Here is a 25,439-nt window from a genome sequence, read left to right on the forward strand (position 1 = left end):
TTTTCCAAGCAATGGCGGAACGTCCCTACATCGTCGGTAACTGGAAGATGCATGGCACCCGCGCCATGCTGTCCGAAGCACGCGCCATCGATCGCGCGGCCGAGCGCCTGATGAAGGTGGAGGTCGCGATCGCGCCGCCCTTCACTCTGATCCATGCCACCCGCAAGGAAGCCGCGCTGATCGGCGTCGGCGCGCAGGATTGCCACGCCGCCGAGGGCGGTGCGCACACCGGCGACATTTCCGCTGCGATGCTCAAGGATGCCGGTGCCGGATTCGTCATCATCGGACACAGCGAACGCCGTGCCGATCATGACGAGAAGGATTCCGACGTCCGCGCCAAGGCCGAGGCGGCGCTGGCGGTCGGTTTGTCGGTCATCGTGTGCGTCGGTGAGACCGAGGCCGAACGTGACGCGGGCAAGGCCGTCAGGGTCGTTGCCAAGCAGCTCGACGGCTCGTTGCCTCAGGCCGACAGCGCCGCGGAAAAGGTCACCGTGGCCTATGAACCGGTCTGGGCCATCGGCACCGGCCGCACGCCGACGCTGGACGACATCGAAGCGATGCACAGGGCAATCCGCGAGCGGCTGCACGAAATCTATGGCGATGCGGCCGAAAGCGTTCGCATTCTTTATGGCGGCTCGGTCAAGCCGGACAACGCCGCGGAAATCCTCAACATCGCCGAAGTCGGCGGCGCGCTGGTCGGCGGGGCGAGCCTGACCGCTGAAAGCTTTGTCGGCATCATGACCGCGGCGGCCGAGCGCGGCGAGGCCTGAGGCTCCGGCGCAATTGTAATTCGAGCGCGGCGCGCCTATCTGGCGGCCAAGCAGACCCACCGGGATATTCGAAGTCATGAGCCTTTTCCTGTTCCTCACCGTCGTCCAGGCGATCATCGCCGCCGCGCTCGTCGCCGTGGTGCTGATGCAGCGTTCGGAAGGCGGCGGTCTCGGCATCGGCGGTGGCGGCAGTCCCGGCGGGATCATGAGCGCGCGCGGCGCGGCCGATTTCCTGACCCGCACGACCAAGTGGCTGGCGGTGCTGTTCGTCGTCCTCGCCATCGCCATGGCGGCGGTCGCGGTCGGCACGACGCAGAGCAATGCCATCGACGATTCGCTCGATCGTACGGTGACCCCGACCGAGCAGGCTCCTGTGACCGGTCCAGTGACGGGACCGGCAACCACGGATGAGGCGCCGGCTCCGGCCAACGACGATCCGCTGCGCGACGTCGCGCAGTAAAGGCGTTTTCCACCCATTGTGTGAAATCGGGGTGAGCTAAGGCTTGCCTCGAATCCACTTGGCGGCTTAAGGCCCGACTCCCATGGCGCGGTTCATATTTATTACCGGCGGCGTGGTCTCATCGCTTGGCAAGGGATTGATGGCGGCAAGCCTTGCTGCCCTTCTCCAGGCGCGTGGCTACAAAGTCCGAATTCGCAAGTTCGATCCCTACCTCAACGTCGATCCGGGGACGATGAGTCCCTATCAGCACGGCGAGGTCTACGTGACCGACGACGGGGCCGAGACCGATCTCGACCTCGGGCACTACGAACGCTTCACCGGCGTTTCGGCGCGGCAGAGCGACAACATCACCTCCGGCAGGATCTACCAGCAGATCATCCAGAAGGAGCGGCGGGGGGACTATCTCGGCGCGACTGTGCAGGTGATTCCGCACGTGACCGACGCGATCAAGGAATTCGCGCTGGCCGATACCGACGACCTCGATTTCGTCCTGTGCGAAATCGGCGGCACGGTCGGCGACATCGAATCGCTGCCCTTCATGGAAGCGATTCGCCAGCTCAGGAACGAGCTCGAGCCGCTGCAGACCCTGTCGGTCCACGTCACCCTGGTGCCCTACATCGCCGCGGCCGGCGAGCTCAAGACCAAGCCGACGCAGCACTCGGTGCGCGAGCTGGCCAGCCTCGGCATCAAGCCCGACATCCTGTTGTGCCGCGCCGAACACCCGATCCCCGACAACGAGCGGCGCAAGATTGCGCAGTTCTGCAACGTCCGGGCCGAAGCGGTCATTCCGGCGCTCGATGCGCCGTCGATCTACTCGGTGCCGCTGCAGTACCATGCCGAGGGGCTCGACGCCGAAGTCCTCCGCGGGTTCGGCATCACCGACGCCCCGGCGCCCGACCTGTCGCGCTGGGACGACGTCACCGAACGCTACTTCAATCCCGAGGGCGAGGTGACGATCGCCGTGGTCGGCAAGTACGTCGGCCTGCCCGATGCCTACAAGTCGCTCAACGAAGCGCTCGTCCACGGCGGCCTGGCCAACAGGGTCAAGGTCAACATCCGCTGGATCGACGCCGAGATCTTCGAACAGGACGATTCCGAAATCGCCGCACGGCTCGAGCCGATGCACGCGATCCTCGTGCCCGGCGGGTTCGGCGAGCGCGGTTCCGAAGGCAAGATTTCGGCGGTGCGCTTCGCCCGCGAGCGCAATGTGCCGTTCCTCGGCATTTGCCTCGGCATGCAGATGGCCTGCATCGAAGCGGCGCGCGCTGCCGGGTACGAGAAAGCCAGCTCGACCGAGTTCGGCCCGACCGAGGACCCGGTGGTCGGCATCATCACCGAATGGATGGGCAAGGAAGGCCTTGAGAAGCGTAGCGCCGAGGGCGACCTCGGCGGCACCATGCGGCTCGGCGCCTACGACGCGGTCCTGGCTGGCAACAGCCATGTTTCGCAGATCTACGGCGGCGCGAAGCAGATTTCGGAACGCCACCGCCATCGTTACGAGGTCAACTCGTCATACAAGGATGCGCTGGAGGGCGAGGGACTGATCTTCTCCGGCATGTCGCCCGACGGCTTGCTGCCCGAAATCGTCGAGCGTCCCGAGCACCCGTGGTTCGTCGGCGTTCAGTTCCACCCGGAGCTCAAAAGCAAGCCGTTCAACCCGCACCCGCTGTTCGCCGGGTTCATCGAAGCAGCTTTGGCACAGTCGCGCCTCGTCTAAATTCGGGACGGACGCACTAAGATTACGCCTTGCGTCAATTAGCGGGCTTGAGCAAAGGCCTCGCGTTCATTATCGTTTACTTACATTGCGCACCTAACGGGGGGTGCGCGGAGCGTGAAGCCCTTGATTTCAATGGTTTCCCTCTTCGGTTCGCCTATCGAAATTGGCCGTCTTCTGCGACCCGGACGGCCAGTATCGATGGTGAGTCGGCGCTCAGGCGTCGAGGGGGCGGAACCTATCCCGGTTCCGCCCCCACATTTTTCCACGATTTCTTCTGGATTTACACCGGATCAGGCGGCGTCGGCCTGCCCCGCGTCATCCTCGCTGTCGTCCTTCACGAGGTCGAGCTTGCGCTGGCCCGGAAGGCCGATCTTCTTCGGCTTCATCGCCTCGGGCACTTCGCGCACGAGGTCGATCACCAGCAGGCCGTCGGCGAGGTCGGCATTGGCGACACGCACATAGTCGGCCAGCTCGAAACGGCGCTCGAACCCGCGGTTGGCGATGCCGAGGTGGAGGATTTCGCCGGCAGGCTCTTCCTCGCGCTTGCGGCCCTGCACGACGAGCAGGTTCTGCTGTGCAGTGATGTCGAGGTCGTCGGGGCGGAAGCCGGCCACCGCCAGGGTGATGCGGTAGCTGTCCTCACTGCGGCGCTCGATGTTGAAGGGGGGGTAATTGTCGCCGCCACCGGTATTGCGCGCGGTGTTTTCGAGCAGGTCGAAGAGGCGGTCGAAGCCGACGGTGGAACGGCGATAGGGGGTAAAATCGAAGCGGTTCATTTGAAACAAATCCTCTATTGAGCAATTTGAGTGCGAATGAGGCCCGGTATGGCGCCTCACCATGTTACATATGGTCGCGGCGCGCCGATTCAAGAGGCGGCAAGGCGCTGGAATGAAGGGATAAACGATGGCCGCCAAGGTCGAGATCTATACCAAGATGTTCTGCGGTTACTGCTTCCGGGCCAAGCGTTTGCTCGATTCCAAGGGTGTCGAATACAGCGAGTACGACATCACGCTGGGCGGAGAGAAGGCGGCGGAAATGCGCGAGCGCAAGCCCGACGCGCGCACCGTGCCGCAGGTCTTCATCGACGATGTCGCGATCGGCGGCAGCGATGACCTCGCCGCGCTTGAACGCGAGGGCAAGCTCGACGAACTGCTGGGCCTGTAAATGACGCGCATCGCCCTCCTGCAGATGACCAGCGGCATCGATCCTGCCGCCAACGCCGCGACGCTGTCCGATGCCGTGCGCCGGGCGGGCGAGGGCGGGGCGGCGATGCTGTTCACCCCCGAAATGTCCGGACTGCTCGACCGCGACCGCACGCGTGCAGCAGGTTCGATTGTTGCCGAAAGCGAAGATCCTTCACTCGCCGCGGCGCGCGAGGCGGCAGTGGCGGCGGGTATCTGGGTGGCGCTCGGTTCGCTTGCGATCGCACGCGAGGACGGGCGCTGGGCCAACCGTTCGTTCGTTATCGACTCCGCCGGCGCCATCGTGGCGCGCTACGACAAGATGCACATGTTCGACGTTACCCTTGCGACGGGCGAAAGCTGGCGTGAATCCGCGGCCTATGTGCCTGGGGAAGAGGTCGTCGCGGTCGACGACACGCCGGTCGGCCGGCTCGGTCTCTCGGTCTGTTACGACATTCGGTTTCCCGCGTTGTTCGAAGAGCTTGGACATCGTTCCTGCGATGTCATCGCAATTCCGGCTGCATTCACCGTACCGACCGGCAAGGCCCATTGGCACTTGCTGCAGAAGGCCCGCGCGGTCGAGGCGAGCGCCTGGGTCGTTTCTGCCGCGCAGGTCGGCGAACACGCCGACGGCCGCAGGACCTATGGCCATTCGCTCGTGGTCGATCCGTGGGGTGAGGTCGTGCTCGACATGGGCGGCGAAACAGCGGGGCTTGGCTTTGCCCAGATCGACCAGGCGCGCACCGCAGAGATACGCGCCCAACTGCCGAGCCTTGCCAACCGCCGGCCGATCCCTAGATTCCAGGCATCATGATCGTCTTCGATCTCACTTGCGGCGAGGGCCACAATTTCGAGGGCTGGTTCGGCTCGTCCGACGATTTCGCTGCCCAGCAGGCGCGCGGCCTCGTCTCCTGTCCCCAGTGCGGTTCTGTCGAGGTAGCCAAGGCGCCGATGGCGCCGGCGGTGCCGAAGAAGGGCAACCAGCAGGCGGCTTCGCAGCCGAGCGCGCACGTTGCCGGGGGCAAGCTACCGCCCGAGGCAATTTCCATGCTCGAGCAGATCGCTCGGATGCAGGCGGAATCGCTCAAGACCTCGATCTGGGTGGGTGACGGCTTCGCCGAGCAGTCGCGCGAGATGCACTACGGCGAGCGCGAGGCCGAAGCCATCCACGGCAAGGCGACACCGGAAGAGGCGAGGGCGCTGGCCGAGGAAGGCGTTCCGGTCATGCCAATCCTTATTCCCTTCGCACCGCCCGACGAACTCAACTGATTGCAAGCGGCTGAAGCGCTGACTATTGCCGCACCGGCGCGCCCGTAGCTCAGCAGGATAGAGCATCGGATTCCTAATCCGGGGGCCACAGGTTCGAATCCTGTCGGGCGCACCAATAGGGGCCGTCCCAAAGGGGCGGCCCCTATTGGTTTGTCCCAGGCTGTTCGATCCTCGTTCGGAGTCGGAGCGAAGCGGAGACGGCGCCGCAGGCGCCTATCCTGTCGGGCGCACCATTTTTCGTCCTATCGCTTCGCTACTTGAGGTCGAAGACTTTCATCCTTGAGGAAGGAAAAGGGGCCACCCCTCGCGGGATGGCCCCTCATGAGCTGCCATGGCGACGACCCAAAGGAGTCAGTTCGGCAGCAATGGAGGCATTGCGCGGCGCGGGAGCGGTCGCCCATGCCTCCTTACCTCAGAACTTCACGCGCACGCCCACGCGCCAAAGCCGCCCGTACGTATCGAAGTACACCGGGTTGGTCGGGTAACCGTTGCCGCCCGGCGCAACCGGCGGGTCATGGTCGAACAGGTTGTTGATCGAGCCGAAAAGCTGGAGTTCCTCCATGATGTCATAGGAAGCCGACAGGTTGACGTAGGTCGCCGAAGCGACGTGGTTGTTGTTGATCGAATTGGGATTAGTGTTGTCGTAGCCCGGATCGGTCGGGTCGATCGGCGAACCGCCGCTCGGGGTGAGGGTGTAGAACCGGCCGCTGCCGACGTAGCGGACCTGCACCGTGCCGGTGAACGGCCCCTGCACCGTCGTCACGAGCAGGTTGCCTTGCCAGTGCGGTGAGGTGTTGAAGCTGCCGAACGCCCCGGTCGGTCCCGTCTGTCCGGCATAGTTCACGATATCCCGGCCGGGCAGCCCGGTGGCGAACAACTGGTCATAGAGATACGAGGCAAGCGCCCGGATGGAGAGCGAACCATCGCCGAGCGGGGTGGTGTAGCCCGCCTCGAAATCGATGCCGCGCGTGGTGAACCCCTGGAGGTTGCCGGCGACACTGACGATATCCTGGATGTCGTTGGTGCCCTCACCGACCATCAGGTCGCAGTATTCCTGCACGCCGGCGTAACACAGCGTGACGATATTCTGCGCCCCGACGCCGCCGGGAGGACCGGCGATCGCGTCCTTGATCTTGATCTGGTACCAGTCGGCCGAGAAGCGGAAGCCGGACATGAAGCCCGACTTGGGCGAGAATACCGCGCCGATGGTCCAGGTGTCGGCCTTTTCCGGCTTGAGGTCGATGTTGCCGCCGGTGGTCACGATCGCCGCATCGGTGATGCCGCCGTTCCACGGGTTGTTCACGCTGCCGAACGGCCCGCCGATACGCGGAGCGTATGTCTGGTATAGCTCGCGGAACTGCGGCGCCCGCACGTCGCGCGAGCGGGTCACGCGCAGGCGCGCCCAGTCGGTGACGTCCCAGACCCCGTTGATCTTCCAGGTCCAGAAATTGCGCGCACTGCTCGACCCAGCATACTGGCCCAGCGTGCCTTTGTTCTTGGTGTCTGTGTAACGTGCGGCGAGGTCGAGTTCGAAATACTTGCCCATCGGCGCGTCGGCAAAGACCGGTACGTTCACCTCACCGTAGCCTTCGAGCACGCGGATGTTGCCACCGAAGTCGAGGCCGTAACTGAGCGTGAAGCTGTTGTACCACGGCGAATTGGCCAGGTCGTGGGTCGAGACGACCGATTCCTTGCGCCATTCCGCACCAACGGCGAGCTTGACCGGCCCGGCACCCCATCCGTCGGTCAGGTCGCCGCGGACGTTGGCGGCGAAGACGTCCTGCTTGGTGGTGTTGAATTCCTCGAGCGTACGGAAGGCGTAGTCGATCGCTGCGGGGTCCGCATTGCCGATTCCGAACAGGTTGAGCGGCACGCAGTTGTTAGCCGCCGCCACATCGGCTGCGGAATAGGGCAGCCCATTCGCCGGGTTGGTTCGGCCCGGGATGGTGACGCCGCAAACGATGTTGCCGGTACCGTCATCGACTGCGTCGAGCGCGTAGTTGAGGTATTGCCCGACGACGTTGTGATAGAGGTGCTGGTCGTTCTTGTTCTCGCCGTGGGAGTAATAGAAATCCCACGCCCAGCGCGGCCCGATTTCGCCATTCAGCCCACCGAGTGCGCGCCAGGTTTCGTTGTTGGTCTCGTTGCTGGCGTTCTGCACGTTGACCATGTTGCGGCCGAACTCGGCGCCATTCGGACCAATCGCTGCTGCCACCGCCGGAGACAGGAAGGCGTTGTCGGGAGCGATGTGCGAGCCGACGTAGACGAAGTTGCCGACCTCGAGCGCGTAGGGGCCAATCGATCCGTTGGCGACTGGGTTCACCCCCTTGGTGTTGGCATAGGAGACTTCGACGAAACCCGTCAGCGTGTCGGTGAAATCGTAGGTGCCGTGGCCCAGCGCGGTCCAGCGTTCGACCGAGGGGCGCAGCGTCGTGGTGTCGTATGCCCCCACAGCTAGGTCATCGCCGCCCTGGCGGAAGCCGAAGAAGCCCGCGCCGGGCGAATAGCTGCCACGGTCGAATGGCTGGGTGCCCTGGCCGTTGCTCGTCAATTGGAAGGGCGCCCCGCTGACCGGAGCGACGTTGACGCAGACACCCGCGCCGGGGACGAACACCGTGCACGGGAACAGCGCGCCGGTCAGGCTGGTGTTGGCGGAATAGGCCCGGTCGCCGATGATGTAGTGCGGCTGTCCGTTGGTCAGGTAGTCGGTGTTGGTGAACAGGGCGTTCCGTTCGCCGCACCAGTCGCGCTCTGTCGAACAGATGCCGATGGCGTCCTGGTTGTCGTATTCGACGCCGATCACGAAATGGCCGCGGTTGTCGTCGAAGCCCGTGCCATAGGCGCCGGACAGGTGAATGTCGTTTCCGTCACCGCGCCATGTCCGACTGAAGTCGGCCTGGCCCTTGAACCCTTCGAGCTGGGTATCGAGGATGATGTTGACGACGCCGGCGATGGCGTCCGACCCGTAGATCGCCGAAGCGCCGCCGGTTACGGTTTCTGTTCGCTGCACCAGCATCGAGGGCATCAACGTGATGTCGACGCCACCACCGGTTGTCGTCGGAACGACGCGCCGCGTGTCGACGAGGGTCAGCGTGCGAGTGCCGAAGAAGGGGTTGAGGCCGCGCAGGTTCACCAACTGGGCGCCGACGTTGAAGTTGCCGAGACCGACGTTGTTGGGCGCGAAGAAGTTCGAATTCGACGGCAACTGCGCCACCACTTCACCGACGTTGTTGAGATTGAGGTTGTCGATCACCTCGCGGTCGAGGACGGTGACAGGGCTGGTGGTGTCGAAGGTGGTCTTGCCGACGCGCGAACCAGTGACGATGATTTCCTTGCCGACGTCGGTGCTCGCCTGTTCGTCCTGGCCGCTGCCGTCATCCTGCGCCCAGGCCGTTCCCGGCAGCGCGGCGAGGCCGGCTGCGAGTGCGATGGTGCTCAAGGTGGAAATGCGCTGCACACGCTGCGAAACACGCTTCGTCATATGCTCTCTCCCTGTGTGCCGCTTTCGGCGGCCTCTTATGCGGCTCGTCGAGACACAGGGAGCAGGCGAACGATCGTCGGCTCCGTGCGACGCGCGAACCAATTCGTTGACCGGGAAGCTACTACGGCGGTTGACACTGTCAACTGCATTAATTGACAGTGTCAACATGGCGCCACGGGGAAGATTGTTGCTTCGCGTAATGCTTCGCTACTTGAGACCCTTTTTGATCCAGCTATCGCTTCGCTACTTGAGCCGGGCGTGCGGGTATCCTAACGCGGTGGCGTCTCATGAGAGACGACCAACTCGATGCACGCATTCGCCAATCCCGCCCGCTTCCTGCGCATTGCCCGCCCGCTGACCCCTGTCCTGCTGTTGGCCGGACTGGGGATCATTGCCGCGTCGCTGGTCTATGGGCTGGCTTTCGCCCCGGCAGAGCAGCTGCAGGGGGAGACGGTGCGGATCCTGTTCCTCCATGTGCCGACCGCATGGCTCGGCATGGCCGGGTGGAGCGCAATCGCGATTTCGAGCTTGATGGAGCTGGTCTGGCGCCATCCGCTGGCGGCGCTGGCGGCACGCGCGAGCGCGCTGCCCGGCGCGGTTTTCACATTCCTGTGCCTCGTCACCGGCTCGATCTGGGGCCGGCCGGCCTGGGGCACCTGGTGGGTGTGGGACGGGCGGCTGACCTCGATGCTCGTCCTGCTGTTTCTCTATTTCGGCTACATGGCGCTGGCCGGCGCGGTCGATCGCGAAGGCGGATCGAGCCGCATCCCGGCGATCTTCGGCCTCATCGGCGCGATCAACATTCCGATCATCCATTACTCGGTGATCTGGTGGAACAGCTTGCACCAGCCGCCGAGCATCACCACCGGCGGTTCGGCCATGGCCGGGCCCTTCCTTTGGGGCCTGCTCGCCGCGACGCTTGGCTTTACCCTGCTGTTCTCCGGGGTCGTGCTGGCGCGAATGCGCGCGCTGCTGGCGGACATCCAGACCGAAGCAAGATTGCGGCGAAAGGCGCTCGAGGCATGAGGGAAGCGCTCGACCAGTGGGACTTCGTGATCGCCGCCTATGCGATCTGCATCGTCGCGACCCTGCTGCTCGCCGGCTGGAGCTGGCAGGCGATGGTGCGCGCCGAAAAGCGCCGCGAGGAGGCACGCGGGAAATGACTGCTAGACTGAAGCCCAAGCACCAAAGGCTGGTGCTGGTGATCGTTGCGTTGGTGGCGATTATCGGAGCAGGCGTGCTCGCGGCGTGGGGCCTGCGCAACCAGGCGAGCTTTTACCTCCTGCCGAACGAACTGGTCGCCGATCCCCCCGCAGCCGGTCAGGCAGTTCGCCTTGGCGGGATGGTCGAGGCCGGGTCGCTTAGAACCGATGCCGACGGCATTACGGTGCATTTCATCGTCGGTGACGGCGAGGCGAAGGTACCGGTGACTTACTCCGGGATCCTTCCCGACTTGTTTCAGGAAGGCTCGGGCGTCACCGCCGACGGCAGCATGGGCGCGGACGGCGTGTTCCATGCTGACGGCCTGCTCGCCAAGCACGACGAGAAATACGTCCCGCGCGAGCTCAAGGATATGACCGAGGCGCAGAAACACCAGGTCGTGGCCGAGGCAACAGAGTGATTGCCGAGTTCGGACTTGCCGCGTTGTGGCTGGCCGCTGCGCTGGCGCTACTCCAGCTGTTCGGAGCATTTGCCGGTGTGCGTGGCGGCTCGGCCGATCTGGTCGCTGTGGTGCGACCGGCGGCGGTGGTGCAGGCAGCGCTGACCGGACTTGCCTTCCTGATGTTGATCTGGGTCTTCGCCCGGACCGACCTTTCGGTCCTGCTGGTGGCCAGCAATTCCCATTCGGAAAAGCCCTTGATCTTCAAGATTTCCGGCGCGTGGAGCAATCACGAAGGCTCGATGCTGATGTGGGTCGTGATCATGGCCGTGTCGGGCGGGCTGATCGCGCTGATCGAGCGGCGCCTGCCGGAAAAGACCATGCTCGCCACGCTCGGCGCGCAGGCTTTCGTGAGCCTCGGTTTCTATGCCTTCCTGCTGTTTTCCTCCAACCCGTTCGAGCGCCTTTCGCCTGTCCCGGTTGAGGGAGCAGGGCTGAACCCGCTGCTCCAGGACACCGCCGCCGCGGTTCATCCCCCCGGGCTCTATCTGGGCTATGTCGGCCTGTCGGTCGCCTTCAGCTTCGTCGTCGGGGCACTGCTGACGCGCAACGTGACACCCGATTTCGCCCGGGTCATGCGCCCGTGGGTGCTCGGCGCGTGGATCTTCCTGACGCTCGGCATCACCGCCGGCTCCTACTGGGCCTATTACGAGCTGGGCTGGGGCGGCTGGTGGTTCTGGGACCCGGTCGAGAATGCCAGCCTGATGCCGTGGCTCGCCGCGACCGCGCTGCTCCATTCGGCCAGCGTACTGGCCGCGCGCGATGCGTTGCGGACCTGGACCGTGATGCTCGGCGTGGTCGCCTTTTCAATGAGCATGATCGGGACCTTCCTCGTGCGCTCGGGCATCCTGACCAGCGTGCACGCATTTGCCGTCGATCCCGAGCGAGGCAATTTCATCCTCGCCTTGCTGGCGATCTACATTGGCGGCGCATTGGCGCTGTTCGCCGCCCGCGCGAGCACCATCGCCGAGGGTGAACGGTTCGCCCTGATGAGCCGCGAAGGCGCGCTGGTGGTCAACAACGTCGCGCTCTCGGCGATCCTCGGTATCGTGCTGCTCGGCACGCTCTACCCGTTGCTCACCGAAGCCTTCGGCGTACGAGTTTCGGTGGGGCCGCCATATTTCAACCCGGTCAGCGCCTCGTTCTTCCTGCCGATGTTGCTCGTCCTGATCGCCGGCCCGCTACTGCGCTGGCGCCGTGACAGCTTTGCGAGGGTGCAGCGTAGCGTGGTGCTCGCCGTGTCGGTCGGTTTGGTGGTGCTGTTCGGCGTGGGAGTGCTGGCCGGGCTCGGCATCCTGCCGCTGCTCGGGATGGCGCTGGCGGCCGCAGTTGCCGTGGCCGCCTTCGCACCGCTGCGTGGCCGCTCGCTGCGCCGCCTGCCGCTACCCGTCTGGGGCATGGTGATCGCCCATTTCGGCATCGCCGTGTCGCTGTTCGGAGTGGCTTGCGACAGCGCCCTGACGGTCGAAAAGCTCGCCGCGGCAAAGGCTGGCGATACCATCGCGGTCGGCCCCTGGCAGGTGACGCTCGACAGCATCGAGCCGGTCGCCGGGCCCAACTGGACCGCGATCGAAGGCCGCATGACCGCGCGTTACGACGGCGGGGAAGGGCGCGAGTTGGCTCCGCAGGCGCGCAGCTTCTGGGCCCCGCCCCAGGAGACCACCGAGTCTGCATTGCTGACACGGTGGAACGGCCAGCTCTATGCCGTGCTCGGCAAAGAGGCCGCGGATGGCCGCTGGCAGGTCCGTCTGTGGTGGAAGCCGTTTGTCACCTGGATCTGGTTCGGCGGCATCCTGATCGCCCTTGGCGGGCTGCTCTCCCTGCTGGGCCGCGTCACCGGGGACCTGCGACTGCGGGAGCGCCGCCGCCTGATTGCGCAGCGTCACGGGGAGGCGGTGTCGTGAAGACGATGCGCTGGACCTTGTGGGGCGTGGTCGTCCTGTTCGCGGCGCTGATGACCCTGTTCGCCTGGCAGCTTTCGCGCCCGAAAGACGATTTCGTCGAGAGCACGATGATCGGCAAGCCGGTCCCCGAGTTCACCCTTGAAGCAGCGGCCGCGGATCGGCCCGGCCTTTCGAGCGTGGACCTCGCCGACGGCACGCCCAAGCTGATGAACATATTCGCGAGCTGGTGCGTCCCGTGCATCGCCGAGGCGCCGCAGCTCGCCGAACTCGAACGCGCCGGCGCGCCGATTGTCGGCGTCGCGATCCGCGATACGCCGGAAGATCTCGTTGCATTTCTGCAGCGCAACGGTAACCCGTTTACCCGTATCGGCGCCGACAACCTGTCCGAAATCCAGTTCGCTATCGGGAGCTCGGGCGTACCCGAGACCTTCGTCATCGATGGCAAGGGTATAATCCGCTACCAGCACATCGGTGATATTCGCGAGGAGGACATTCCCGTCCTGCTCGCCAAACTCAAGGAGGCGGGGGCTTGATCCTTTCCTTCCTCCGTTCGTGTCGAGCGAAGTCGAGACACGCCAGCGCCAACGCATCTCGACTTCGCTCGATGCGAACGGGGTTCCTGTTTGTCCTGATCGCCGCGATGTTCGCCGCGCCGGTTGCCGCGCAGGACCGCATGCCGCCCGCGCCTTACGCCTATCGCCAGCTCGACGACCCGGCGCTGGAGGCCAAGGCGCAGGCGCTGATGGAAACGATCCGCTGCCTCAAGTGCCAGAGCCAGTCGATCGCTGACAGCGATGCGCAAATGGCAGGCGACATGCGCCATGAAATCCGCACCCGCATCGCCGCGGGTGAATCCCCCGGGCACATCCGCAAATGGCTGATCGACCGCTACGGCAATTACGTCAGCTACAAGCCCGAGGTGAACAGTGTGACCTGGCCGCTTTTCGTCATTCCGCTGGTGCTGCTCGTCGTCGGCTTGCTGCTGATGCGCCATCGTTTTCGGAAGAGTGCATGACCTGGGTTCTTGCCATTGGACTGGCGCTTGTTGCCTTCGCTGTCATCGCCTTCGCGTTCCGCCTGCCCAAGGCGACATGGGCGACGGTCGGAGCGGCACTGGCGTTTGGGCTGGTCGGGTATGCTCTGCAAGGCAAGCCGGAACTGCCGGGTGCGCCGAAGGAAGCCAGCGTTGCCACCGCGGGAACCGGCGAAACGCTTGTCGAATTGCGCCACGTCGTCGTGCCCGAGCAGTTCCGCAGCACCAGCGGCCGGATGATCACGGCCGACGCTCTCGCTCGCCGCGACCGTCCGGCCGATGCGGCGACAATCCTTCGCGGCGCAATCCGAGAGAACCCCAAGGACTCCGAAGCGTGGCTTGCTCTCGGCAACGCACTGGTCGAGGATGCCGACGGGCAAATGACTGCGGCCGCGCGGTTTGCCTACCTCAAGTCTGAGCAGCTCAGCCCCGAAAGCCCCGGGGTCCCGTTCTTTCTCGGCATTGCCCAGGCAAACGCCGGGCAGCTGATGGATGTCCGCGCTCTCTGGGGCGAGGCGGCGCGCCGTGCCCCCGAAGGCAGCGAGGCGGGCAAGGAAATCGACGACCATATCGCCCGGCTTGAAACGGTCATGCGGCAGATCCTCAAGCAGCAGGGCCTTGAGCCGCCGCCAGCGAAGTAGCCGTCAGAAGGTCACTACGACCTTTCCGATCTGCTGGTTCGATTCGAGGAACTCGTTCGCGGCGACGAGCGCTTCAAGGCCCGAGAACTGCCTGGCGATGACTGGCTTGAGCTGCCCGCCCTTGAGCCCTGCAACAATCCGCTCCTTTGCTTTCTGGAAACGGTGCGGGTGGTTCCAGATTTCGCTCGCCACCCAGCCGCGCATCGAGCAGCCCTTGAATGCCATCGGCCAGTGCGGGTAGGGCGTCGCGCTCTCCGACAGGCCGCCGTAGATGAACAGGATGCCGCGCTGGCGCAGTGCCTGGGCCAAGGTGTCGACATAGGGGCCGCCGACCGGGTCGAACGCGACATAGGCACCTTCGCCTGCGGTAATGTCCATCACGCGTGCGACCAGGTCTTCTTCCTCCGTGGCGATAACATGGGCTGCGCCTTCGCGGAGGAGCGTTTCGGACTTGGCGTGTGTGCGGGTCGCGGCGATCGAAACGGCTCCCGCCCAGTTGGCGAGCTGGATCGCGGCGAGGCCGACGCTCGAGGAGGCGGCGCGGATAATCACCCCGTCGTTGATGCCGACACCGGCAACCTCGATGATTGCGAACGCGGTCATGTACTGCATCCAGATCGAGGCCGCCTCGGCATCGGAGAGGAAATCGGGCGCGGGCAGGAGGATGCGCGCCGGGACGATCGCCTGCTCCGCCCAGATGCCGTACTGGCCCTGGTGGATCATCGGCAGAACGCAGACGCGGTCGCCTTCCTTGTAGTCGCTGACACCGGGCCCGATCGCCTCGATCACGCCGACGCCTTCGTAGCCGATCAGTGTCGGCATCTGCGGTTTGATCGGGTAACGACCCGCGCGGTACATAGCCTCGGAACGATTGAGGCCGACTGCAAGCACCTTGATGCGCACTTCGCCTTCGCCGGGGTCGCCGACGTCCATCTCTTCGATCTGCAGGGCTTCGGGACCCCCGGTTTCATGGACCCTGATTACGCGCGCCATAATTGCCTCTCCCAAGTTCTTATCGTTTGTCGAATGATTGCTAGCCGACGCCAGCAATGTCCAGCGCGGTGAGGGGAGGGCAAAGAAAAAGGGCCCCTCCCGAAGGAGGAGCCCCAGTTTCTTGCCGTCCAGGCGGGATCAGAACTTGACGTTCGCACCCAGGTAGAAGCGACGGCCGTTGGTGTCGTAGAACTGCGAGTTGTACGCACCGCCACGCAGCGTCGCGGCGCCCGGCGTTGCGCCGGTATTGTCGTAGATCGAGTTGTAGTTCGTCAGCGGCGGACGACGGTTGAACAGGTTGTCCACACCGAAGCGGATCGTCATGTTCTCCGTCAGACCGTAGCTGCCGTTCAGGTTGAACAGGTCGTACGACTTGTCGTTACCGACGGTCTGGGTCGGCTGCACCGCTTCACCACTATCCTCCACCGACGGCAGGTGCTGCCACTGGAGACCGAGACGGAACTTGTCGATGCTGTACCCGATATTGCCGAGCAGGCGGTACTCGAAGGCACCGGTCTGAAGGCCGAGGGCCGAAGTACCGAAGGTGCCTGTGTAATCGACCAGCGGGTTGTTCGCGAGTTCCTTCACACGATAGTGGAAGTAGTAATTGCCGACCAGGTTGGCCGTCAGCGTACCCGGGCCGATATCGACGGCGTAGTCGACCTGGAAGTCGATACCCGAGATATTGGCCACACCTTCGTTCGTGTAGCTGGCAGTGATACGGCCAAGGCCCAGACCCGGAGCCGGGTCGTAGGTGATGGTCGTACGCGGACCGGCGCAGGCATCGGACGTCGCCGCTGCGAATGCCTGGGCCGCGTTGCCGGCGGCTCCGGCAACCAGCGGGTTGTAGAACGGATCGAGGCAGCGCTGGACAGTTGCCGCAGGCGACACGCCGATGGCGTCCTTGATCTTGATGCTGAACCAGTCAACCGTGAAGCGCAGCCGCGACAGCGCTTCCGACGTGAACGGCGAGTTCACGACGATACCAGCCGTCCAGGTGTCCGCGACTTCCGGATGGAGGTTCGGATTACCTGAGATGGTCGGGAACGAGAAACCGCCGCCAGCACCCGGCTGAGCGCGAGCGGGGTTGTAGTACGCTGCGGCAGTGCCCGGACCACCCGTGTTGTCCATGACTGCCTGGCAGACGGCCTGAACGTCGGCTGCCTGGGCCGCGTTGTTGCCGGGAGCGTTTGGATTGGTCGACACGAAGTAGTTCGAGTTGTTCGAGCAGATATCGCCGATCGCGTTGAAGGCGAAGGTCTGCTGCGGGGTCAGGTAAAGTTCCGCGATGTTCGGAGCGCGTTCCGCACGGTTGTAGCCGCCACGCAACCGGAGCCAGTCATTGATCTCAACATCCGCAAGGAGCTTGTAGGTATAGCTGGCGCCTGTCGTGTTATAGTTCGAAATACGGCCACCGACTTCAAGGGTGAAGTCGTTGATGAAGCTGTCACGGAGAACCGGGATCAGCAACTCGCCGTAAAGTTCGCTAACGTTGATCTCGGCTCCGAAGTCGATGCTCGGATAAATGCCGATCGACTGGTCGAGGAACGAAGCGTTCTGCGTGGTGATCGTATCGTTGATAAACTCGTAGTTCACTTCACGATAGCTCGCACCGAGCGCCGCCTGGAGCGGGCCCGCAGGCATTTCGAACAGCGTACCGGTCGCGTTGGCTTCCCAGATGTTCTGCTGGATCTTCGACCGGTTCTTCAGTTCGGCCTTCAGTGCATCCTTACAGTCCTGGGAAATGTTGTCCCAGCCGGCAAAGATGTTGAAGCCGCTCTCGCAGGTCGCGACGTTGGCGCCGAAGCCGTACGGAATGCCGTTGACGACGTTCTGGCGGATCGAGGCCGTGTTCGAATTGTTGACGTAGTCGAGACCGAAGCCCGGTGCCTGGATCAGCGAACGCGCGCGGGTCAGCGAGTACGTACCCGTCTGGCGGGCGAAGGTAATCGATTCACCGAAGTTGGCGAAAGCTTCCCAGGTCCAGTCCGTATCGGGAATCGAGCCCTCGAGACCGGCGGTCAGGTTGTAGGTATCGACGTCCGTGAACACCGTGCGCGGCTCGGGGATACCGTAGTTGAGCTGCACCGGAGCATTCGGGTTCGGGCGGGCATTCAGGGCGTTCTGAATGACCTGTGGGAAGAACTGGCCGATGACCTGGTTGTTGGTGCAACCGCCGACTGCGCTGTTGGCGCAGGCGAAGTTCTGACCATAGAGCGTGGTGAAAGCCGGGTTGGTCGGGTTGTCGGACAGGACGCCCGGGGTCGGATCGACGTAACCGTTGAAGCCGTTGAGTAGCACCGAGCTCGGGTTGCCGTAGCCGTTGATGTTGATGTTACCGACCATGTTCGGCAGGGCGCTACCGGTGTAGACCCCCGTTCCGTAAGGCACGAACACGTCCCAGCCGCCCACGATCGCGCCGCCCTGGTTGCGGGTTGCGGTCGTAACGTGGCTGTACATCGCCTGGCCGAACACGCCGACCCAGTCGTTGATCTCGTAATTGCCGCGGGCAAACATGTTGTAACGCTTGAGCGGCAGGATCAGGTAGAAGTCGGTGTAGTTCGCAGCCGCACCACCGTCAGCCGTACGCTTGTAGCGCAGCGGTTCGTCGGTGAAGCCCTGGAAGTCGGCGAGGCCGCCCTGCTGGAAGCGGTTGAAGAAGCCCCAGGTGAACGGCTGGTTCGGATAGTTCGGCTGGTTGTAGATTGTCGCGCCGAACAGAGTGGTGATGTCGTTCGGTCCCGTCGAAATGAACGTCGGGTTCGCGTTCGGGAACGCCGCATCGATGACGGGAGACGTGACAAAGTTGTAACCGAGTTCACCTGACGACAAGGCAACGCCCGGGTACTCGATGAAGAACTGGTTACCGCCGATCTGCGGGTCGGCGTACAGGTCGCGATACCACTTGCGGCCGGTCTGCAGGTTCGATTCGCGCTTGTTCATCGACATCGCGAAGCTGACGTTGCCGCGGCCATCGTCGAAGTCGGCGCCCATGATACCGGACACCTGGAATTCGAAGCCGTCGCCATGCTGCGTCAGGCCCATGGAGCCGTCGAGTTCGAGGCCCTGCAGGTTCTTCTTGAGGATGAAGTTGGTAACGCCGGCGAGAGCGTCGGCACCGTAGGTCGCCGAGGCGCCGCCGGTGATGACCTCGACACGCTCGATGGCGGCCGACGGGATGGTGTTGATGTCGACCACGCCCGAAGCGTTGCCCGGAGTGGCGCGGCGGCCGTCGATCAGCACGAGGTTACGGTTGGTACCGAGACCACGCAGCGAGACCGTCGCAGCGCCCGGGGTGTTGGTCGCCGTCGGTTGGATGTCGCCACCGGCCGTCGGGGTCTGCGCCGGCACGAACTGCGGCAGCTTGTTGAGGTTCTGTTCGAGAGCGGCGGTCGAGGACTGGTCGAGCAGACCTTCGTCGACGGTGACGATCGGGCTGTTCGAATCGTAGTCCTTGCGCACGATGCGCGAACCGGTGACGACGATGCCAGTGCCTTCGCTGGCAACCGGGCAATCCCCGTCGACGGCAGGATCGCAATCGTCCTGCGCAAGCGCAGGCTGCGACATCGCAATGAGACCGGCACCGCCGGCCAGCAGCACGGCCTTGAACGCCGTGACGCGGTTGATCTGCAAACTCCTCACTTCGAGCTCCCTTCACACAGATTGCCAGCGGCCTCCCAGCCGCTGTCGGTTTCTTGCAATTTTGATATGATTTTTCGGGCGGCAGGACGCCGACCGTGCAACCGTTGGGGGAGGGGCGTGCAGGGAGGAACGCGCCGCAGCGCCGTCCCGATTGCGCATTTGTGCGCTTCCCCCATCAGATCTCCCTCCCGTACGGCCAGCCCCTGACTCGGGACAGGTCCGTCACATCCGTTATTATTCCGCCTTGTTGATAGTGTCTAGCCTCGGAGCATGCCTTCAGGCCCGGAAAATGCCGTCTGCGCGCAACTTTTTTCCATCCAGAACCGGCATCGACCGCATTAAGTTGCAGGATGAGATGAGGTCAGGAAAGGGGAAAATATAGCAATTATATATAGTTGAGGTACTCACGAGGTACTTGGGGTGAGCGAGTGTTGCCAACCTGCATCGCTTACCCTTTTTGTCGCCCTCACATTCCGTTGATAATGTCCGGGGCGGGGGAGAGCGGGCTCCCTGTTCAACGCAGCAAAAGGTGCTAGAGCGTTTCCGTCTGGGGAGGCGGGAGAAGTTGTCCAAATGACCAAATCGCGTCGTGCAGGAACGCGTAGTGGCGATGCCGCTGTCCGGGGCGGGCAGGGTGCGAACGCAGCTTGGCGCGAAATTCTGCGAAATCATGCCCTTGCGACGTGGAAATCCGATGGTGGACAATCCTCGAGCCAAGCCATCGATCGACTGCCCGAGCTTGGCCAGATGGCCGAAGAGGCCGTATCGCTGATCGAGACGTTCACTCTCGGTGCCCTGGCCCGGGCGCGGCGCCACGGCAATGCCGCGGTCCAACCCGGCGCTGAATTCTTCGACCAGCTGAGCCTGATCCTCAACAGTCTCGAACCAAGCGTACAAGGCCACGCATCCCCGGCCAGCGACGGTTCGCCGCTGATTTTCCAGAGCGAGCTTTGGCAAGTCCTGCACAAGATGCGCGAGAGCGCGGAACTGTCTTATGCCCGCGAGGTCGACCTCGTCGAACTCGACCGGCGCATCCTGTTCCTTCTGCGCACCAAGGGCTCGCTGGTGCCGGCCGACCTTTCATCAGCCGTCGGCGTCGACAAGGCGCAGGTCAGCCGATCGGTGAAGCGGTTGCTCGAACTGCGGATTGTGGAGCGCGAGCAGATCCGTTCGCCCGTCGTTCTGACGCGCAAGGGCGAGCAGTTGGCGGACCGCCTGCTGCGCCTCGCTGACCTGCGCAACCGCGAACTTATATTCGATGTCGGCGATGACGAGCTGGAACAGTTCTTTGCTACGATCGAGGTGCTGCTCAAGCGCTCTGCCGCGCTTTACGAGCAGGAGCGGGCGCGCGCAAACGCGCGCGACAGCGGTGAGGCAATCGATCTGACCCAGACCCAGCGCCGGGGCGACGAGGCAATCCTTGTCGATCGCGCTCGCATCATGTCTCCGTTGCTGACGCTCAGCGCTTATTTCAGCCGCAGCGGCGCCCTTGCGTTCAAGCGAAGCACGGGTCTTTCCAATTTCGAGGCATGGGTGCTCAACGAGATCGGCAGGGCCTCACCGATCGACTGGCCGACGCTGACCTCCGCCTTGCAGCGCGATCACAGCCAGGCCGGACGCACGGTCAAGGCTTTGATGGATCGCGGCCTGATCGCGCGCGACGGCCGCCCTGGGCGCCGCCACGGCAAGTTTTATCCCACCCCCGAAGGGCAGCGGCTATACAATCTAATCCAGGAAACCAGTGTCGAGCGCAGCAGCTTCCTGATGGCTCCGCTGGGCGAGGAGGAGCGTAACAGGTTCCTGGCGACGTTCGACAAGCTCAGGCGCAATGCCGTCGCGCAGTTGGAGCGTGAGCGGGCGCTCGAAGAACTCGACCGCGATTGATTGCCGGCTGGCGGGTGGGTCTTACTTGACCCGCTCGACCCGTACAGCCTGTTGCGAACCGACTACCATCAGGTAGCCGCCGAGCGCGCCCCGCTGGATTTCGATGGAATCGCCCTTGCGCGGCGGACGGAACGAGGTGCCGCCACTCTCGGTCATCAGCCACTGCGCGCCATCGTTGAGTTCAACGAGGTAGGTGTGCGGCTGGCGCTCGCGCACGCCGGAAACCGTCGGGGTGATCTGGCGCGCGCCGTAACGGTTAGGATCGAAGCGCACGTCGGAACGGGCGCGCAGGTCGTCCGAACCGAAGCCGCCGGCGGTGGCCTGCGGTTGCAGGACGGCCCCGCCGCCGCTGGGGGACGGCATCTGCCCCGGCACGGAGCTCGGGTTGCCGCCGGCCGCGCGAATGTTGTTGTCATAGCAGGCAAGGCGCGCCGTGGGGTCGTCGATCTTGGCGCACTCGCGCATGATGTTGAGGACGATATCGTTGCTCACCTGCGCAGTTACAGGTGTCGCGGCAACGGCCATAGCCGATCCCGCCAGCAGTAGTGTCGCGCGGAGCGCCAAAGTCATGCGAGTGAACTCCCTCTCGTTGTCGCGCTTCTGGCGGCTCGCCCATCTTCGCGCAAGAGGCTTGCGGCGCGCTGAACACGGGGAAGCGCGCTCAGCTGGCGGTTTCGATGTCTTCGACCTGCAGCTTGCCGCGACGCACCTGGTCGGCTTCCATCGACTTGAACAGCGCGGTGAAGTTGCCTTCGCCGAAGCCCTCGTCCTTCTTGCGCTGAATGAACTCGAAGAACACCGGGCCGATCATCGTCTGGCTGAAGATCTGCAGCAGCAGGCGCGGATCGCCGTCCTCGGTCGAACCGTCGAGCAGGATGCCGCGTGTCTGCAGTTCCGCCACCGGCTCGCCGTGGCCCGGTAGCCGGTCTTCGAGCATCTCGTAATAGGTCGCAGGCGGGGCAGGGGCGAACGGAGTGCCGCAGGCCTTGAGCCGGTCCCACACCTCGTAAAGGTTGTCGCAGCTCATGGCTATGTGCTGGATTCCTTCGCCGTTGAACTCGCGCAGGTACTCCTCGATCTGCCCGCCGCCCTTCTGGCCTTCCTCGTTCAGCGGGACGCGGATCTTGCCGTCGGGCGCGGTCATCGCCTTGCTGGTCAACCCAGTGTATTCGCCCTTGATGTCGAAGTAGCGGATCTCCTGGAAGTTGAAGATCCGCTCGTAGAACGCGGCCCAGTGCGCCATGCGCCCGCCGTAGACGTTGTGCGTCAGGTGATCGATGATCTTCAGTCCCGCGCCTTCGGGGTGCTTGTCGACGCCTTCCTCCCAAACGAAATCGATGTCGTAGATCGACAACGCGCCGTTGCCGTCCACCTCGTAGCGGTCGATTAGGTAGATCAGCGAATGGCCGATGCCGCGGATCGCCGGGATATTGAGTTCCATCGGGCCGGTGTTGACGTTGGCCGGCTCGGCTCCGCGCGCCAGGGCTTCGGCATAGGCTTTTCCGGCGTCACGGACTCGGAATCCCATGCCGCAAGCCGACGGACCGTGTTCGGCGGCGAAGAAAGCGGCCGGGCTCTTCGGCTCGTAATTGGCGATAAAGTTGATCGCCCCCTGCCGCCAGAGTTGGACGTCCTTGCTGCGGTGGCGCGCGACGAGGGTAAAGCCCATGCCCTTGAAGCATTCTTCCAGCACACCCTTCTCGGGCGCTGAAAATTCGAGGAATTCGAAGCCGTCGAGGCCGAGCGGATTGTCGAAGAGGTCGGTCATAGTTTCAAATGTAACAAGTTTGCCGGAAATCGACAAGTGGCGATATCCGGAGCCATGTTCAAAGCTGTGGACGGGTTTCACCGCAAATCGCTTGAATCGGGGGATTAACTGTGATTCTAGTGGTTCATGAATCGACCCCGCTGCATTTCCGTCATGCCGCGCGAAAAGCTGATCCAGTTCGGCGCGCTCGGCTGGCTGTTGCTGCTTGGGGGGATGGCGCTGGCCGGTCCGTACGGCGTGCTGGCATGGGGCGAGAACCTCTCGTTGCTCGAAAAGCGCCAGGAACAGATCAAGGAACTCAAGCAGGAACGGGTTCGTCTACAGAACCTCGTCACGCTGCTCGATCCGCACCACGTCGATCCAGACCTTTCGACCGAACTCCTGCGGCGCGATCTCAACGTCGCTCATCCCGACGAATATATCCTCGACCTGCCCGAGCGCTGAGGCGAGGTTTCCGCCGCAAATGATACCATTTGCAGGCGTTGCAACGCGCCCGTTTCTGCGCTTATAGGCCTGCCCACGATACGGTGCTTGGCACCACAAACGGACAGGACGAACCACCTTGGCTAAAGCCGCCAGCCCACGTTCCAGCAAGCCCGCCGCCAAGAAGCCGGTGGTCATCAAATCTCCAGCAAAAGCAGCCCCGGCAGACGACAATTTCGCCCTGCGCAGCCTGCAGGAGGAATTCGAGGCCAATCGCCGCTACAAGCCCACCAAGGAAGAGCTGCTCTCGCTCTACGAGACGATGCTGCTCATCCGCCGGTTCGAGGAAAAGGCCGGCCAGCTCTACGGCCTCGGCCTGATCGGTGGCTTCTGCCACCTCTACATCGGGCAGGAAGCTGTTGCGACGGGCCTGCAGTCGGCGCTGACCGAGGGCAAGGACAGCGTCATCACCGGTTACCGCGACCATGGTCACATGCTCGCCTACGGCATCGATCCGAACGTGATCATGGCCGAACTGACCGGGCGCGAGGCGGGCATTTCGCGCGGCAAGGGCGGTTCGATGCACATGTTCAGCACCGATCATGCGTTCTACGGCGGCCACGGCATCGTCGGCGCGCAGGTTTCGCTCGGCGGCGGCCTCGCATTCGCCCACAAGTACAACGACGACGGCGGCATCACGCTGGCCTATTTCGGCGACGGCGCGGCAAACCAGGGCCAGGTCTACGAGACCATGAACATGGCCAGCCTGTGGCAGCTGCCGATGGTCTTCGTGGTCGAGAACAACCAGTACGCCATGGGCACATCGGTCCAGCGGTCGAGCGCCGAGACGCATTTCTACCGCCGCGGCACGGCGTTCCGCATCCCGGGCATCGCGGTCAACGGGATGGACGTGCTCGAGGTTCGGCAGGCGGCCGAGGTCGCCTTCAAGCACGTGCGCGCCGGTGGCGGCCCGGTGCTGCTGGAGCTCAACACCTATCGCTATCGCGGTCACTCGATGTCGGACCCGGCCAAGTACCGGACCCGCGAGGAAGTGCAGGACCAGCGTGAACACAACGATCCGATCGAGCGCGCCAAGGCCGACCTTGCCAAGCTCAAGGTGACCGAGGAAGAATTGAAGGACATCGACAAGGCAATCCGCGCGCGGGTCAACGAAGCCGCCGAATTTGCCGAGAACTCGCCCGAGCCGGAGCCGTCAGAGCTCCACACCGACGTGCTGGTGGAGAACTACTGATGTCGATCGAGCTGAAGATGCCCGCGCTCTCCCCGACAATGGAGGAGGGGACCCTGGCCAAGTGGCTGGTCAAGGAAGGCGACACCGTCTCCGCCGGTGACGTGCTGGCCGAAATCGAGACCGACAAGGCGACGATGGAATTCGAATCCATCGACGAGGGCACAGTCGGCAAGATCCTCGTTCCTGAAGGAACCGAGGGCGTAAAGGTCGGCGAGGTCATCGCCGTACTGGCAGGCGAGGGCGAGGACGTGTCCGCGGCCGCTCCAGCAGCTGCTCCCGCACCCGCCGCTGCACCGGCACCGGCTCCCGCCCCCGCGGCAGAACGTCCGGCTCCAGCAGCGCGTGCCAAGGATCCGGAAATCCCGACCGGGACCAACATGATCACCGTCACCCTGCGCGAAGCGCTGCGCGACGCGATGGCCGAGGAAATGCGCCTCGACGACCGCGTCTTCGTGATGGGTGAGGAAGTGGCCGAGTACCAGGGCGCCTACAAGGTCACCCAGGGCCTGCTCGAGGAATTCGGCCCGCGCCGTGTCATCGACACGCCGATCACCGAATACGGCTTTGCCGGCATCGGCACCGGTGCGGCGATGGGCGGCCTTCGTCCGATCGTCGAGTTCATGACCTTCAACTTCGCGATGCAGGCGATCGACCACATCGTGAACTCGGCGGCCAAGACAAACTACATGTCGGGCGGCCAGATGCGCTGCCCGGTGGTGTTCCGCGGTCCCAACGGCGCGGCCAGCCGCGTCGCCGCGCAGCACAGCCAGAACTACGGCCCCTGGTACGCTAGCGTCCCTGGGCTGATCGTCATCGCGCCGTACGATGCGTCGGACGCGAAGGGACTGCTCAAAGCTGCCATCAGGTGTGAAGACCCGGTCGTATTCCTCGAAAATGAATTGCTTTATGGTCGTTCGTTCGAGCTCGCCCAGCTCGACGACCATGTCCTGCCGATCGGCAAGGCGCGGGTCATGCGCGAGGGTTCGGACGTGACCATCGTCAGCTATTCGATCGGCGTCGGTCTTGCGCTCGAAGCGGCCGAAGGTCTGGCCGACGAAGGAATCGACGCCGAAGTCATCGATTTGCGCACCCTGCGCCCACTCGACACGCAGACGATTCTCGAAAGCCTCGCCAAGACCAACCGGCTGGTGGTCGCAGAAGAGGGCTGGCCGACCTGTTCGATCGCCTCGGAAGTCATCGCCGTGTGCATGGAGCAGGGCTTCGACCACCTCGACGCGCCGGTCATGCGGGTGTGCAACGAGGACGTACCGCTACCCTATGCGGCGAATCTCGAGAAGCTGGCGCTGATCGATGCGGCGAAGATCGCCGAGGCTGTACGCAAGGTCTGCTACAAGGATTAG

The 25,439-nt window shown here is 63.9% G+C and carries 23 protein-coding genes and 1 tRNA gene; 18 read left to right on the plus strand and 6 right to left on the minus strand.

The genetic code is table 11. The features are described from left to right. Positions 1–11: 11 nt before the first annotated feature. The 3 genes from tpiA (at position 12) to GRI89_RS08660 (ending at position 2,947) form a co-directional block, all read left to right on the plus strand. Positions 12–770 (plus strand): triose-phosphate isomerase, encoded by a 759-nt coding sequence (gene tpiA, locus GRI89_RS08650; RefSeq protein WP_159794173.1) that lies wholly within the window; start codon positions 12–14, stop codon positions 768–770. Positions 771–846: 76 nt separating this feature from the next. After that, the gene (secG, locus tag GRI89_RS08655) at positions 847–1,230 is read left to right on the plus strand and encodes a preprotein translocase subunit SecG (protein WP_159794175.1); all 384 of its coding nucleotides are present in this window, start codon (positions 847–849) and stop codon (positions 1,228–1,230) included. Between the two features lie 82 nt (positions 1,231–1,312). Continuing rightward, entirely contained in the window at positions 1,313–2,947 is a 1,635-nt protein-coding gene (locus GRI89_RS08660) for a CTP synthase (RefSeq protein ID WP_159794177.1), read from the plus strand. A gap of 290 nt (positions 2,948–3,237) precedes the next feature. Here the strand turns inward: GRI89_RS08660 and GRI89_RS08665 are convergent, their stop codons facing one another. Further along, positions 3,238–3,723, minus strand: coding sequence for an Hsp20 family protein (locus tag GRI89_RS08665; protein WP_201290895.1), 486 nt, complete (start codon positions 3,721–3,723; stop codon positions 3,238–3,240). A 127-nt stretch (positions 3,724–3,850) separates the two neighbouring features. Here GRI89_RS08665 and grxC point away from each other — a divergent pair, with 127 nt between their 5' ends. The 4 genes from grxC to GRI89_RS08685 all read left to right on the plus strand — a co-directional run bounded on the left by grxC (position 3,851) and on the right by GRI89_RS08685 (position 5,512). Next, positions 3,851–4,111 (plus strand): glutaredoxin 3, encoded by a 261-nt coding sequence (grxC, locus tag GRI89_RS08670; protein ID WP_159794181.1) that lies wholly within the window; start codon positions 3,851–3,853, stop codon positions 4,109–4,111. Beyond that, positions 4,112–4,942: a carbon-nitrogen hydrolase family protein gene (locus GRI89_RS08675; protein ID WP_159794183.1), complete on the plus strand. Its 831-nt coding sequence runs from the start codon at positions 4,112–4,114 to the stop codon at positions 4,940–4,942. It begins immediately after the preceding gene. Then, positions 4,939–5,397 (plus strand): DUF1178 family protein, encoded by a 459-nt coding sequence (locus GRI89_RS08680; protein ID WP_159794185.1) that lies wholly within the window; start codon positions 4,939–4,941, stop codon positions 5,395–5,397. Before GRI89_RS08675 ends, GRI89_RS08680 begins: the two co-directional genes overlap by 4 nt. A 38-nt stretch (positions 5,398–5,435) precedes the next feature. Further along, positions 5,436–5,512 (plus strand) — tRNA-Arg (locus tag GRI89_RS08685). Positions 5,513–5,809: 297 nt separating this feature from the next. Here the strand turns inward: GRI89_RS08685 and GRI89_RS08690 are convergent. Next, positions 5,810–8,878: a TonB-dependent receptor domain-containing protein gene (locus GRI89_RS08690; protein WP_159794187.1), complete on the minus strand. Its 3,069-nt coding sequence runs from the start codon at positions 8,876–8,878 to the stop codon at positions 5,810–5,812. A 306-nt stretch (positions 8,879–9,184) separates the two neighbouring features. Between GRI89_RS08690 and ccmC the strand changes: the two genes are divergently transcribed. The 7 genes from ccmC to GRI89_RS08720 all read left to right on the plus strand — a co-directional run bounded on the left by ccmC (position 9,185) and on the right by GRI89_RS08720 (position 14,116). Continuing rightward, complete coding sequence (gene ccmC, locus GRI89_RS08695; protein ID WP_159794189.1) at positions 9,185–9,904, plus strand: heme ABC transporter permease CcmC; 720 nt, start codon at positions 9,185–9,187, stop codon at positions 9,902–9,904. Further along, positions 9,901–10,041, plus strand: a complete 141-nt coding sequence (locus GRI89_RS17790; RefSeq protein ID WP_201290896.1) for a hypothetical protein — start codon at positions 9,901–9,903, stop codon at positions 10,039–10,041. Before ccmC ends, GRI89_RS17790 begins: the two co-directional genes overlap by 4 nt. After that, entirely contained in the window at positions 10,038–10,499 is a 462-nt protein-coding gene (gene ccmE / locus GRI89_RS08700; RefSeq protein WP_159794191.1) for a cytochrome c maturation protein CcmE, read from the plus strand. The genes GRI89_RS17790 and ccmE overlap by 4 nt, the downstream gene beginning before the upstream one ends. Then, complete coding sequence (locus tag GRI89_RS08705) at positions 10,496–12,442, plus strand: heme lyase CcmF/NrfE family subunit (protein WP_328598169.1); 1,947 nt, start codon at positions 10,496–10,498, stop codon at positions 12,440–12,442. The genes ccmE and GRI89_RS08705 overlap by 4 nt, the downstream gene beginning before the upstream one ends. 5 nt (positions 12,443–12,447) lie before the next feature. Next, positions 12,448–12,975 (plus strand): DsbE family thiol:disulfide interchange protein, encoded by a 528-nt coding sequence (locus GRI89_RS08710; protein ID WP_159794339.1) that lies wholly within the window; start codon positions 12,448–12,450, stop codon positions 12,973–12,975. Between the two features lie 71 nt (positions 12,976–13,046). Further along, entirely contained in the window at positions 13,047–13,457 is a 411-nt protein-coding gene (locus GRI89_RS08715) for a cytochrome c-type biogenesis protein (RefSeq protein ID WP_159794193.1), read from the plus strand. Further along, the gene (locus tag GRI89_RS08720; RefSeq protein WP_159794195.1) at positions 13,454–14,116 is read left to right on the plus strand and encodes a tetratricopeptide repeat protein; all 663 of its coding nucleotides are present in this window, start codon (positions 13,454–13,456) and stop codon (positions 14,114–14,116) included. Before GRI89_RS08715 ends, GRI89_RS08720 begins: the two co-directional genes overlap by 4 nt. A 3-nt stretch (positions 14,117–14,119) precedes the next feature. Here GRI89_RS08720 and GRI89_RS08725 read toward each other — a convergent pair whose 3' ends face one another. Both GRI89_RS08725 and GRI89_RS08730 read right to left on the minus strand, forming a co-directional pair. Next, on the minus strand, positions 14,120–15,109 hold the full coding sequence (locus tag GRI89_RS08725) for a zinc-dependent alcohol dehydrogenase family protein (RefSeq protein WP_159794197.1): 990 nt from the start codon (positions 15,107–15,109) through the stop codon (positions 14,120–14,122). A 138-nt stretch (positions 15,110–15,247) separates the two neighbouring features. Further along, the gene (locus tag GRI89_RS08730) at positions 15,248–18,751 is read right to left on the minus strand and encodes a TonB-dependent receptor domain-containing protein (RefSeq protein ID WP_159794199.1); all 3,504 of its coding nucleotides are present in this window, start codon (positions 18,749–18,751) and stop codon (positions 15,248–15,250) included. A 747-nt stretch (positions 18,752–19,498) separates the two neighbouring features. Between GRI89_RS08730 and GRI89_RS08735 the strand changes: the two genes are divergently transcribed. Further along, entirely contained in the window at positions 19,499–20,635 is a 1,137-nt protein-coding gene (locus tag GRI89_RS08735; protein ID WP_159794201.1) for a MarR family transcriptional regulator, read from the plus strand. Between the two features lie 21 nt (positions 20,636–20,656). On the opposite strand, the gene GRI89_RS08740 is transcribed toward GRI89_RS08735, so the two are convergent. Both GRI89_RS08740 and hppD read right to left on the minus strand, forming a co-directional pair. Further along, entirely contained in the window at positions 20,657–21,205 is a 549-nt protein-coding gene (locus GRI89_RS08740) for a hypothetical protein (protein WP_159794203.1), read from the minus strand. A 91-nt stretch (positions 21,206–21,296) separates the two neighbouring features. Further along, the gene (gene hppD, locus GRI89_RS08745) at positions 21,297–22,403 is read right to left on the minus strand and encodes a 4-hydroxyphenylpyruvate dioxygenase (RefSeq protein WP_159794205.1); all 1,107 of its coding nucleotides are present in this window, start codon (positions 22,401–22,403) and stop codon (positions 21,297–21,299) included. 126 nt (positions 22,404–22,529) lie between these two features. Here hppD and GRI89_RS08750 point away from each other — a divergent pair, with 126 nt between their 5' ends. From GRI89_RS08750 to GRI89_RS08760, 3 genes are all read left to right on the plus strand, one after another. Further along, positions 22,530–22,847, plus strand: coding sequence for an FtsB family cell division protein (locus GRI89_RS08750; protein ID WP_159794207.1), 318 nt, complete (start codon positions 22,530–22,532; stop codon positions 22,845–22,847). Between the two features lie 118 nt (positions 22,848–22,965). Continuing rightward, positions 22,966–24,078, plus strand: a complete 1,113-nt coding sequence (gene pdhA, locus GRI89_RS08755) for a pyruvate dehydrogenase (acetyl-transferring) E1 component subunit alpha (RefSeq protein WP_159794209.1) — start codon at positions 22,966–22,968, stop codon at positions 24,076–24,078. Continuing rightward, positions 24,078–25,439, plus strand: coding sequence for a pyruvate dehydrogenase complex E1 component subunit beta (locus tag GRI89_RS08760; RefSeq protein ID WP_159794211.1), 1,362 nt, complete (start codon positions 24,078–24,080; stop codon positions 25,437–25,439). The genes pdhA and GRI89_RS08760 overlap by 1 nt, the downstream gene beginning before the upstream one ends.

It is taken from the genome of Croceibacterium salegens (genome assembly GCF_009827435.1).
In the GTDB taxonomy this organism is placed as follows: Bacteria; Pseudomonadota; Alphaproteobacteria; order Sphingomonadales; family Sphingomonadaceae; genus Croceibacterium_B; species Croceibacterium_B salegens.

Excerpts from the sequence above, each read along its gene's own strand:
- tpiA (WP_159794173.1), top strand. The coding sequence starts at position 12 with ATGGCGGAACGTCCCTACATCGTCGGTAACTGGAAGATGCATGGCACC.
- secG (WP_159794175.1), top strand. The coding sequence starts at position 847 with ATGAGCCTTTTCCTGTTCCTCACCGTCGTCCAGGCGATCATCGCCGCC.
- GRI89_RS08660 (WP_159794177.1), top strand. The coding sequence starts at position 1,313 with ATGGCGCGGTTCATATTTATTACCGGCGGCGTGGTCTCATCGCTTGGC.
- GRI89_RS08665 (WP_201290895.1), bottom strand. The coding sequence starts at position 3,723 with ATGAACCGCTTCGATTTTACCCCCTATCGCCGTTCCACCGTCGGCTTC.
- grxC (WP_159794181.1), top strand. The coding sequence starts at position 3,851 with ATGGCCGCCAAGGTCGAGATCTATACCAAGATGTTCTGCGGTTACTGC.
- GRI89_RS08675 (WP_159794183.1), top strand. The coding sequence starts at position 4,112 with ATGACGCGCATCGCCCTCCTGCAGATGACCAGCGGCATCGATCCTGCC.
- GRI89_RS08680 (WP_159794185.1), top strand. The coding sequence starts at position 4,939 with ATGATCGTCTTCGATCTCACTTGCGGCGAGGGCCACAATTTCGAGGGC.
- GRI89_RS08690 (WP_159794187.1), bottom strand. The coding sequence starts at position 8,878 with ATGACGAAGCGTGTTTCGCAGCGTGTGCAGCGCATTTCCACCTTGAGC.
- ccmC (WP_159794189.1), top strand. The coding sequence starts at position 9,185 with ATGCACGCATTCGCCAATCCCGCCCGCTTCCTGCGCATTGCCCGCCCG.
- GRI89_RS17790 (WP_201290896.1), top strand. The coding sequence starts at position 9,901 with ATGAGGGAAGCGCTCGACCAGTGGGACTTCGTGATCGCCGCCTATGCG.
- ccmE (WP_159794191.1), top strand. The coding sequence starts at position 10,038 with ATGACTGCTAGACTGAAGCCCAAGCACCAAAGGCTGGTGCTGGTGATC.
- GRI89_RS08710 (WP_159794339.1), top strand. The coding sequence starts at position 12,448 with ATGCGCTGGACCTTGTGGGGCGTGGTCGTCCTGTTCGCGGCGCTGATG.
- GRI89_RS08715 (WP_159794193.1), top strand. The coding sequence starts at position 13,047 with ATGCGAACGGGGTTCCTGTTTGTCCTGATCGCCGCGATGTTCGCCGCG.
- GRI89_RS08720 (WP_159794195.1), top strand. The coding sequence starts at position 13,454 with ATGACCTGGGTTCTTGCCATTGGACTGGCGCTTGTTGCCTTCGCTGTC.
- GRI89_RS08725 (WP_159794197.1), bottom strand. The coding sequence starts at position 15,109 with ATGGCGCGCGTAATCAGGGTCCATGAAACCGGGGGTCCCGAAGCCCTG.
- GRI89_RS08735 (WP_159794201.1), top strand. The coding sequence starts at position 19,499 with ATGGCCGAAGAGGCCGTATCGCTGATCGAGACGTTCACTCTCGGTGCC.
- GRI89_RS08740 (WP_159794203.1), bottom strand. The coding sequence starts at position 21,205 with ATGACTTTGGCGCTCCGCGCGACACTACTGCTGGCGGGATCGGCTATG.
- hppD (WP_159794205.1), bottom strand. The coding sequence starts at position 22,403 with ATGACCGACCTCTTCGACAATCCGCTCGGCCTCGACGGCTTCGAATTC.
- GRI89_RS08750 (WP_159794207.1), top strand. The coding sequence starts at position 22,530 with ATGAATCGACCCCGCTGCATTTCCGTCATGCCGCGCGAAAAGCTGATC.
- GRI89_RS08760 (WP_159794211.1), top strand. The coding sequence starts at position 24,078 with ATGTCGATCGAGCTGAAGATGCCCGCGCTCTCCCCGACAATGGAGGAG.